The 10,529-nt window shown below is 36.8% G+C and carries 8 protein-coding genes; 4 read left to right on the top strand and 4 right to left on the bottom strand.

Annotated elements, in window-relative coordinates; translation table 11 throughout:
* The 3 genes from acs to ACY65O_RS00730 all read right to left on the bottom strand — a co-directional run.
* Window positions 1-1,583 (bottom strand): acetate--CoA ligase (gene acs / locus ACY65O_RS00740; protein ID WP_462218932.1); only part of this gene is annotated, 1,583 nt, incomplete at its 3' end.
* A gap of 109 nt (window positions 1,584-1,692) precedes the next feature.
* Window positions 1,693-2,004, bottom strand: coding sequence for a hypothetical protein (locus tag ACY65O_RS00735; RefSeq protein WP_462218931.1), 312 nt, complete (start codon window positions 2,002-2,004; stop codon window positions 1,693-1,695).
* Window positions 1,992-2,213, bottom strand: a complete 222-nt coding sequence (locus ACY65O_RS00730; protein WP_462218930.1) for a hypothetical protein — start codon at window positions 2,211-2,213, stop codon at window positions 1,992-1,994. The genes ACY65O_RS00735 and ACY65O_RS00730 overlap by 13 nt, the downstream gene beginning before the upstream one ends.
* A 177-nt stretch (window positions 2,214-2,390) precedes the next feature.
* Here ACY65O_RS00730 and ACY65O_RS00725 point away from each other — a divergent pair, with 177 nt between their 5' ends.
* From ACY65O_RS00725 to ACY65O_RS00715, 3 genes are all read left to right on the top strand, one after another.
* Window positions 2,391-4,007 carry an MFS transporter gene (locus tag ACY65O_RS00725; RefSeq protein WP_462218929.1) on the top strand — a complete coding sequence of 539 codons (1,617 nt, stop codon included), beginning with the start codon at window positions 2,391-2,393 and terminating at the stop codon, window positions 4,005-4,007.
* A 53-nt stretch (window positions 4,008-4,060) separates the two neighbouring features.
* Window positions 4,061-4,306, top strand: a complete 246-nt coding sequence (locus ACY65O_RS00720) for a DUF6814 family protein (RefSeq protein WP_462218928.1) — start codon at window positions 4,061-4,063, stop codon at window positions 4,304-4,306.
* 134 nt (window positions 4,307-4,440) lie between these two features.
* Window positions 4,441-5,355, top strand: a complete 915-nt coding sequence (locus tag ACY65O_RS00715) for an alpha/beta fold hydrolase (protein WP_462218927.1) — start codon at window positions 4,441-4,443, stop codon at window positions 5,353-5,355.
* Between the two features lie 146 nt (window positions 5,356-5,501).
* Here ACY65O_RS00715 and ACY65O_RS00710 read toward each other — a convergent pair whose 3' ends face one another.
* Window positions 5,502-8,432, bottom strand: a complete 2,931-nt coding sequence (locus ACY65O_RS00710) for a glycoside hydrolase family 3 N-terminal domain-containing protein (protein ID WP_462218926.1) — start codon at window positions 8,430-8,432, stop codon at window positions 5,502-5,504.
* Between the two features lie 64 nt (window positions 8,433-8,496).
* Between ACY65O_RS00710 and mutL the strand changes: the two genes are divergently transcribed.
* On the top strand, window positions 8,497-10,335 hold the full coding sequence (mutL, locus tag ACY65O_RS00705; RefSeq protein WP_462218925.1) for a DNA mismatch repair endonuclease MutL: 1,839 nt from the start codon (window positions 8,497-8,499) through the stop codon (window positions 10,333-10,335).
* Window positions 10,336-10,529: the final 194 nt, after the last annotated feature.

Below are 10,529 nucleotides of genomic sequence, written 5' to 3'. Positions count from 1 at the left end.
GTGCCTATACGGTGGCCGCTTATGTTTAGTACATCATCAACTCTTCCTGTAATTCTGTAAAAACCATTTTCATCTTTTAACGCACCATCACCGGTAAAATATAAATTGGGGTAAGTGGCAAAATAATTGGTGCGGCATCTTTCATGATCGCCGTAAGTTGTTCTTAAAATTGCAGGCCACGGAGCTTTAATACAAAGGTTACCTTTTATCATTCCGTTCTCATCTTTCTGCGTAACCTCATTTCCCTGCTCATCAACTAAAATAGGTTGCACACCCGGCATAGGTAATGTTGCCCATCCGGGTTTTGCGGGTGTGATACCTGCAAGATTAGAAATTAAAGTACCACCAGTTTCTGTTTGCCACCAGGTATCAACAATAGGGCATTTTTTCTTACCAATATTTTCATCATACCAATGCCAGGCTTCTTCGTTAATAGGTTCGCCAACGGTGCCCAATATTTTTAAGGACGATAAATCTTTTCCTTTTAACGGCTCCAAACCATAACTCATTAAACTGCGTATAGCCGTAGGTGCGGTGTATAAAATATTTACTTTGTGTTTATCCACCACATCCCACAATCTTCCTGCATCAGGAAAAGTGGGAATGCCTTCAAACATCATTGAAGTAGCACCGGCACTTAAAGGCCCGTACACAATATAACTGTGGCCGGTTATCCAGCCAATATCTGCCGTGCAAAAAAATACATCCCCGGGTTGGTATTGAAACACATTTACAAAAGTGTAGTTCGTCCACACCATATAGCCTGCACTGCTGTGTACCACCCCTTTTGGTTTGCCGGTACTGCCAGAGGTGTACAGAATAAATAAAGGATCTTCAGCATCCATAAATTGCGGAGGAAAAGTAACTACGCCGTCTTTTTCAATCTGCGTTTCCGCATATTCCATTTCATCTTCCCACCAAACATCTCTTCCTTTTATCATGGATACCGGAGTTCTTGTACGGGTATAAACAATTACACGTTTAATAGTTTTGTTACCAATCAACGCATCATCAATTACACTTTTTAGGGGAATATCTTTTCCGCCACGGTAAGCACCATCGCAGGTAATAATAAATTCAGCTTTTGCATCTTCTAACCTGTCTGCAATACTTTGTGCACTAAAACCGCCAAAAATTACAGAATGAATTGCACCAATTCTTGCACAGCCTAACATAGCATACGCCAGCTCCGGCACCATCCCCATATAAATACAAACACGGTCGCCCTTTTTTACGCCATTGTTAATCAGCATTTGCGCCACCTGGCAAACCCTTTTATGTAAACGGGCATAAGTAACCACTCTTACTCTTTCTTCGGGGTTATTTGGTTCCCAGATTATTGCAGGTTTGTCGGCCATTGTTGGTAAATGGCGGTCAATACAGTTTTCGGTAATATTAAGTTTGCCACCTTTAAACCATTCTATTTTTGGTTCGGTAAAATTCCACTCTACAACTTTATCATATTTCTTCTTCCATAAAAAATTATCAGCTACAGCACCCCAAAAACCTTCGGGATCTTCTACACTTTTTTTGTAATCGTTTTTATATTGCTCAAAAGATTTTATTTGATAAGGATATGGCATAGCAATGGTTTAATTAAGGAAACAATTTAAAACTTTTAGCTGATAAAAAATTATACTCTTACTGGCAAGGTTGTTTTGCAGATGATCTTGAATCATTTTTTTCTATAGTTTATACAAGACTGAGGTAATCTGTGGTGTGATTGTTTGTAATATATTTAATTAAGTAAAACTCATTTACTTTATCAAAAATTATATACCAGGTAGTATGATGGTTACGCTTATATTTACAGAAATAAATTCCGTGCTTTTTATTTTTGCAAATTTTGTGTTTTTGGTTTGGAATAGTATAGATGAAGTTTTCAATATCGGTAACATAATCTATAGCAGTCTGCTTAAAACCAAAATATTCAGCTATAAATAATACGTCAATTAAATCATTTAGTTGATAAGCAAGCTCAGGTGCTAATCTTACTTTTTCCATAAATCATTGATGTGGGCTTTTACAATTTTAAAGCCCTCTTTAACAGGGATTCCTTTTTCAAATTCCTGCATAAACTTACTCTTTTCCACCACTCCCATTTGCTCTAATACAGGCATTATGGTTTCCCGGTGTTTTTTAACATTGATGGTTACAAATGTAATTTCGCCTTTGGCATTTTTTTCTGTTACTACTCCAGGTATACGTGGCATAATTTATTTATTTAAAAGCTTGTTTGCAAATTACTACTTTTTGGTTACATGCTTTTATCAGGGCATCATAAAATTTAAGGTGCCCAAAAATTAATTTTTAGCGATATTTTATCAAAACAACATTACAGGATAGTGGAATTTAAAAACAATGTATCTTCCCACCCAATTGTTTATTATATGATAAATGAAAATTCTACTAAAGGCATAGGAAAAGTTATTTTTTCTTCATCGCTGGGTACATTAATTGAGTGGTACGATTTTTACATTTTTGGTATGCTGGCCAAAACTATTTCAACACAATTTTTTCCTGATGGCAATGAAACTGCGGCCTTACTGAGTACACTCGCCATTTTTGCTGCTGGTTTTTTAGTACGGCCTTTTGGTGCCTTGGTATTTGGCAGGCTGGGAGATTTGATTGGCCGCAAATATACTTTCTTACTCACACTGGTTTTAATGGGAGGCTCTACATTTTTAATTGGCCTGGTGCCGGCGTATAAAACCATTGGTATTGCAGCACCACTATTGGTTTTATTATTAAGATTAATACAAGGTTTGGCATTGGGTGGCGAGTATGGTGGCGCCGCAACCTATGTGGCCGAACATGCCCCTGCACACCGCCGTGGATATTTTACCGCATGGATACAAACCACTGCAACCTTAGGTTTGTTTGTTGCACTAGGTGTTATTATGGCGGTAAAAAATAACATGAGCGATGCCGACTTTAATAAAGAATGGGGTGGCTGGCGTTATCCTTTCTGGATTTCTATTTTGCTGGTAGGCGTTTCTATTTATATAAGATTAAAGATGAACGAAAGCCCGGTGTTTGCAAAATTAAAAGCTGAGAAAAAAACTTCCACCAATCCTTTAAAAGAAAGTTTTGGAAAGCGAGCAAATTTTAAAATGGTATTACTGGCTTTGTTTGGTGCAGTAATGGGGCAGGGCGTAATTTGGTACACCGGACAATTTTATGCTCAATCATTTTTAGAGAATACAGTGAAGATTGAATTTATGCAAAACAGGGAAATTTTATTATGGGCAATAGGATTGGCAACGCCTTTCTTTTTATTTTTTGGATGGTTGAGTGATAAGATAGGAAGGAAATGGATAATGCTTACCGGCATGTTGTTGGGTGTAGTTTTTTACAGGCCAATATTTGGGGAGCTTCTTAAAAGTGCTGATGCGAAGGAGTGGATAAAAGATAAAGCGATTATTAACGATGGGGCATACAATAAAGGGTCTAAAACAGATACAATTTTTGATTTAAAAGGTGTAAGATTAATAACTCATAAAGAAAATGTATGGAAGTATAAAGAATCAAGATTCATAGAAAGAAGATCGGATACATTTATTATGGCCAAAGATGAATGGACAATTTATCCTCCGCTGAGTGCCCTAACTGATTCAATGGATATTAATAATAAATCAAATTTTATAGAAAGTGAAGATACCAAACCTAATTACTTTGATAAAATCCTTTCCGCCCCACTCAAATGGAAATTCATCCTCCTGATTTGGTTAATGATAATCTTTGTAACCATGGTGTATGGCCCGATAGCAGCTTTTTTAGTAGAATTATTTCCCACTAAAATAAGATACACTTCCATGAGTTTGCCTTATCATATTGGTAATGGTGTATTTGGCGGATTGGTACCATTTATTGCAACATTATTAACGGCAACTTTTACTGAAGATCCATTGGTGGGATTATGGTATCCTATTGGCGTAGCCGCTTTGTGTTTTGTAATTGGGGCTTTGTACTTAAATAATAAAATTGATAAAACCATTGATGATTAAACCAAACCTGTAAGATTTTTAAAACCTTACAGGTTTAACACTAAAATATTTTTATGAATAAACTAAAAAAAATAATGGGTTTTGTATGGATGATAATTGCACCCGTAGTAATTTATTTTTTAATTATGGGAGCAGTGCATAATATTGGCAATGGCACAAAAGATATTAATAAACCTATTCCGTGGGTCATCATTATCATCATATTTACACCTATTGCAATTGGGTTAATGATTTTTGGTTATTATGCTTTAAAAGGTGAGTATGATAAATTGCCGGAGAGCTCGGAGGAATTAATTTAATAGCCCCGTGGCTTCAGCCCGGAGACAAAGTTTATATTTTTTAGGCTTTAGCCAAATAATCTTTTTTAATCCCCGACCAATGCACAGCATCCTGCGGAAAGGCAGGGGCAATTAAAAATTACCATCAGAAAAATTTGAAAAATATTTACTTCTTTAACAAACCTCCTGTAACAAAAATGAAGTCACTGCGTTTTAAAAAAATTATGCGGCGCACTTTATTCTGCAGTTTTGCCTTACTTGCTGTTTGGCTTTTATTAGCACAATGTTTTATTATGCGTAACCGCTGGAGCGATAATAAAGCTTATGCTGTTTTTAAAACCAAAGATGTTCCGTTAAAAATATTTGATACCGTAATTAACCAGCGCCATTTACATTATGCTGTTTGCGGCAACGATACTTTACCCACTTTAGTTTTTATACACGGCAGCCCCGGAAGCTGGATGAATTACATGAAGTTTATGTGGGATGCAGACATGCGTAAAAAATTTCGCATTGTAGCAATAGACAGGCCGGGCTTTGGCTACAGCGATTTTGGTAAAGCCCTGCACTTGCAGGAGCAATGCAAAATTATTATGCCGGTTATTGAAAAATTAAAAAATGAGCAACCTTTATTTTTAGTGGGCCATAGTTTAGGCGGACCAATTGTTGCAAAACTGGCAGCCGATAATGCTGCTCTTTTTAATACTGTAATAATTATTGCAGGCGCTTTGGATATTAACCAGGAGGCAAAAGAAACCTGGCGAAAAATAATGAATGTAAAACCATTTTACTGGACATTGCCCGGTGCCTTTGGTCCAAGTAATACAGAACTGCTCTATCTTAAAAAAGATTTATTGCCTTTGCAAAACGACTTTAAAAATATTACCTGCAAGGTTTTATTTATTCATGGTGATAAAGATACCTGGGTGCCGATAGAAAATATTGCTTTCGGAAAAAAGATGATGATCAATGCAATATCAATTGTTGCAGATACAATGCATGGAGCCGATCATCAAATACCCTGGAAAAGAATGGATGAATTGAAAAGTATTTTGCTGAATTTATATTAAACAGGCATTGAATTTATCCGATTAAAAAAATGTCAGGTTGAGCTTGTCGAAACCGGTGCAATAGCCAAACCCCCTTCGACAAGCTCAGGCTGACAGTATGGTTTCTTTGTCTTATTGGTATTATATGATTTATTGTAAAAACATTTTTACTTCCCCATCGCTTTATAAATCGCTTCATGAATTTTTGGCCGAACATTCATATTGAGTAATTTTTTATTTACATCGCCGCCTTCGGGATTAACACGATTGCTTAAAAAAATAAAGATGAGTTTATTAGCTGGGTCGGCCCACACACAAGTGCCCGTATAACCGGTGTGGCCAAAGGTTTGCGGCGATGCAGATAAGCAAGGATAAGGTTCGGGCCTGGTGGTATTATCTTTTTCAGGTTTATCAAAACCATAACCCCGGCGGCTAGTTTTGCTGTGGTAGGCTGTGAAAAGTTGAACAGTTTCTTTACGCAAATAATTTTTGCCGTTAAATGTTCCGCCATTCAACAGCATTTGCATTATCACTGCTAAATCGTAAGCATTGCTGAATAAACCTGCATGGCCCGACACACCACCAAACATTGCAGCGCCAGGGTCATGCACATCGCCACGTAATAATTGCAGGCGAAAACTTTTTTCCTGTTCGGTGGGTATTATTCTGTTTAAAGTAAAACGATTTCTTGGTTTAAAACCTGATGTGGTTAAACCCAATGGCGTATAAAATTCTTTTTGTGCATATTCATTCAATGGCATGCCGCTAACAGCTTCTACTATCTTACCTAAAAAAATAAAATCATTGTCGCTGTAAATATATTTTCCTGTTTCGCCTAAGTTGCTTTGTAAAATGCGCTGGTATAAGGTATCCCTCCAGTCGTTACGCATAAATAAATTTTCTGCCACACGAATGTTAAATGAATCGTTTTGTTTTGCTGCATAAAATTTTGCAAGAGGTACACCGGTGGAGTCAATAGTTTCTTTGTAAAAGGGAATATATGATACCAAGCCTGCCTGGTGCAGTAAAATATTTTCTATCAATAAATTTTCTTTGTTGCTGCCTTTTACCCAGGGAAGATAATCAACTAACTTTTTTTTTAGATCAATTTTTCCTTCGTCGTACAACTTCATTATGCTGATAGTAGTGGCACAAATTTTTGTAACCGAAGCCATATCGTAAATGGATTCTAATTGTACCGGCTCTGCTTTATCGTAAGTATAATTGCCGTAAGCTTTATGGTAAGCAATTTTGCCATTTTTAACCACCAGTACTACGCCACCGGGGGTAGCTTTTTTTTCTATGGCATCACCAACAATCGAATCAATAACATTTAGTTTAACCGGGTCAAGGCCTGCTTCGTCGGAGTTTGTCCGGGGCAAAAAAAAACCTCCAGAAACTATGCCGCTTCCATATTTATAGTCATCGCAAACCGTAACGGGTAGTTTTCCTTTAGCAGTAATTTTTCCCTGTAACAGATCTATCGCAGTATTTTGAACAACAGCATCATCTTCGTAACAGGCAATAATATTTTTTGCACCACACCAATTTTTTATGGCATAAGGATTACCAAAAACAAAAGTTACCGCTGTAGTTTGCTGATGCAATTGAGTTACCAGATCAACTGCAGATTTTGAAATGCCAAAATTATTTGCCGGTACACGGCTATAACTATGAATGCCAATAATTACTTTTTTATACCGCTTTTTTATTAACGCCACGGTACTTAAAATTCTTCCGGCATCCTGGTTATAATTAAAATAAAAAACATCGGCTTTATAATCGTTACGCATCCGTTTTGCAAAAGCATTATCGGTGCTGGTACCAATACTTACATACACCACATCTTTTGCAATGGGTTTTACAGGTACAACTAAAGGAAAAAATACATCATCTGTTTTTTGTAAAACAGTCAATGCGTTTTCGGCAACCAATTTTCGCATTGCCGGTACTTTGCTGTTTAAATCATTGGTAAGATTATCGGTATTTATTGGAGTAAGTTTTGTTAATCCATATTGATATTTTGCCAGTAATACTTTTTTACAATGCATTTCAATATCGGCCCAGGTTAATTTATTATTTTTTATAGCTTCTTTAATTTTTGCAATTGCCAAAGGCACATCGCCTGGTAAACACAGCATATCATTACCGGCAATTAATGATTCTACGGATGCAGCACCATCGGGAAAATATTTTTTAACCCCTTGCATTTCTAAAGCATCAGTAAAAGTTAATCCCTGAAAGGCCAATTGGTTTCTCAACAGTTCAGTAACATTATTTTTAGAAATGGAAGTAGGTTTGTTAGCCGTGTTATCAATGGCGGGTATAGATAAATGCGCTACCATAGCACTGCCAATACCAGCGTTAAAAATTTCCCGGAAGGGATACAACTCTAATGAATCCAGTTGCGCCATCGTTTTATTTATCACCGGTAAATCATAATGAGAATCTACTGCTACATCACCATGACCTGGAAAATGTTTGGCACAAGCCATCACACCATTATCCTGCATGCCTTTCATATATTGAATGCCAAACAGCGCCACTTTATATTTGTCTTCGCCAAAACTCCTGTCGTTAATTACAGGATTGTCAGGGTTATTATTTATATCAACAACCGGGGCATAATTCACCTGAAGGCCTACACGCTTGCATTGTTCTGCTACAATTTTTCCATACTCATACACAATGTTTGCATCCTGCATGGCACCCAGCATCATTTGCCTGGGCAGCGGCAGCACACTGTCAATCATTCGCATGCCCACACCCCATTCTGCATCAATACACATCAGTACCGGCGTTTTTGCCTGCGCCTGTAATGCATTAATAATATTGGCCTGCTTAACCGGGCTGCCCTGAAAAACACAAATGCCACCCACATTATATTGTTTAATTAGATCTGATACCTGTTTATCATAAAATATTGCCGTTTTTGTTGTAGCATTATAGGCTGATAAACGCACCACCATTAATTGTGCAATGCGTTCATCATCCGATAAAGTTTTGTAAACACTGTCGGCCCAAATTTGTGCCGGGCTATTTTGACTGAAAGATTTTGCTGATATAAAAAAAAGGGTTGCTATTAAGAAATGCTTCATAATCCTTTAAAAAATTTTATAGTGAAAAGTATATGTTATTTTTGAAGTTCTAAATTACAGGATTTTGCCCGATATCATTCAATTATTACCCGATAACATTGCCAATCAAATAGCAGCTGGTGAAGTAATTCAGCGGCCTGCCAGTGCTGTAAAAGAACTGTTGGAAAACGCCGTAGATGCAGGGGCCGATGAAATTAAATTGCTTATTAATGATGCAGGAAAATCATTAATACAGGTTATTGATAATGGCAAAGGTATGAGCGAAACTGATGCCCGTATGGCTTTTGAGCGGCACGCCACTTCTAAAATCAGTAATATAGAAGATTTGTTCCGCATAAAAACAATGGGTTTTCGTGGAGAAGCTTTGGCAAGTATTGCAGCCGTGGCGCAAGTAGAATTAAAAACAAAACGCCACGAAGATGAGACCGGTGTTTATCTTGAAATAGAAAACAGCATTGTAAAAAAACAAGAACCTGTTGCTGCACCCATTGGTACCAGCATTGCCATGAAAAATCTTTTCTTTAATGTACCGGCACGAAGAAATTTTTTAAAAAGCAACCCTGCTGAGTTAAGGCATATTGTTGATGAATTTATAAGAGTGTCGATGGCTTTTCCTGAAGTTTTCTTTTCGCTTACCAGTAATGGTCAACAGGTTTTTCATTTAGAGAAGGGTACATTAAAACAACGCATTGTTCAAATTCTTGGTAATAATTACAGTGCCAAATTAGTAAGCGTACAGGAGCAAACTGATTACATGAATATTTTTGGCTTTGTAGGTAAACCCGAAACTGCAAAAAAAACAAGAGGCGATCAGTATTTTTTTGTGAACAGCCGTTTTATAAAAAGTGCTTACCTCAATCATGCAGTGATGAATGCTTTTGATGCGATGATTGCAAAAGATAGTTTTCCGATGTATGGTTTATTTATCGATCTGGATCCATCGCAATTAGATATTAATGTACACCCCACCAAACAGGAAATAAAATTTGAAGATGAAAAGATTGTATATGCTTTTGTGCAGAGTGCGGTAAAACATGCGCTGGCACAATTCAGTATTACACCTACTTTAGATTTTGACCTGGATATTTCTATTCAGCAATCAGATGCGGTAAGCAAACCATTTACCGCTGAAAAAAAATCTACTGCAGCATCATCTTCTTTATACAGCACATTTACAAAAAAAAATCAGTCGCATTTTATTGAAAGTAAAAGTGAGTTAAAGCATTGGAAAAGTTTTTATGAACCAGAAAAAAAGTTGCCAGATGATAGTTGGCAGTTGACAGGTGGCGAAATAATTGCGGCGCAACCAAGCTTACATGCTATAAACAATCAACTATCAACTGACAACTTAACACAGTTGCACAACAGTTACATTGTTGTACAAACTAACAAAGGATATTTTTTAATTCATCAGCAAAATGCTCATGAACGTATTTTATACGAACAGTTTGTTACAGCTGTGGATGGTAAACCCATTGCTGCACAACGAAGTTTATTTCCTGCTACTTTGGAACTTTCTGTTACAGATGCTGTATTATTAAACGAGTTGCTGCCCGATTTAAATCATTTAGGTTATTTATTAGAACCCTTTGGCAATAATACTTTTGTTATACAAGGCTCACCAGCAGATGTAACTGATGGCAATGAAAAAGTAGCAGTAGAAAAAATGCTGGAGCAATACAAACATTTCAGCAACGATTTAAAATACAGTAAAAGAGAAAAATTATTGCGTTCAATGGCATTGCAGCAATCTATTAAAGCAGGAACTTCTTTAACAGATAAAGAAATAAAAGTGCTGGTGCAAAATTTATTTGATTGCGATACGCCTAATATTACACCCAACGGTAAGCCAACTTATTTAGAATTTAAAAAAGAAGAGCTGGATAAAATGTTTGGGAGGTAAAACCCCCTCCGCCCCCTCCCGATAAAAATCGGGATAAATTACGGGGGAACGTGGTCTCGGCTATTTTATAAACCTTTTCAAAAATAGGAGAGTATTTTATTTATCAATAGAAACTGTTGTATTGATAGGCTCAGACTTTTTTTCTTCTTGTAAAAAAAATAATAGCTTGCTCAGCATTTCTCCGTATTGTGCAG

The sequence above is a fragment of the Ferruginibacter sp. genome (assembly GCF_031430955.1).
In the GTDB taxonomy this organism is placed as follows: Bacteria; Bacteroidota; Bacteroidia; order Chitinophagales; family Chitinophagaceae; genus Ferruginibacter.
The sequence above is the reverse complement of the archived record's forward strand: the minus strand, read 5'-3'. Positions and strand labels throughout refer to the sequence as shown.

Bases quoted from the DNA above. Each gene is read 5' to 3' on its own strand.
- ACY65O_RS00735 (WP_462218931.1), bottom strand. From the start codon at position 2,004: ATGGAAAAAGTAAGATTAGCACCTGAGCTTGCTTATCAACTAAATGAT.
- ACY65O_RS00730 (WP_462218930.1), bottom strand. From the start codon at position 2,213: ATGCCACGTATACCTGGAGTAGTAACAGAAAAAAATGCCAAAGGCGAA.
- ACY65O_RS00725 (WP_462218929.1), top strand. From the start codon at position 2,391: ATGATAAATGAAAATTCTACTAAAGGCATAGGAAAAGTTATTTTTTCT.
- ACY65O_RS00720 (WP_462218928.1), top strand. From the start codon at position 4,061: ATGAATAAACTAAAAAAAATAATGGGTTTTGTATGGATGATAATTGCA.
- ACY65O_RS00710 (WP_462218926.1), bottom strand. From the start codon at position 8,432: ATGAAGCATTTCTTAATAGCAACCCTTTTTTTTATATCAGCAAAATCT.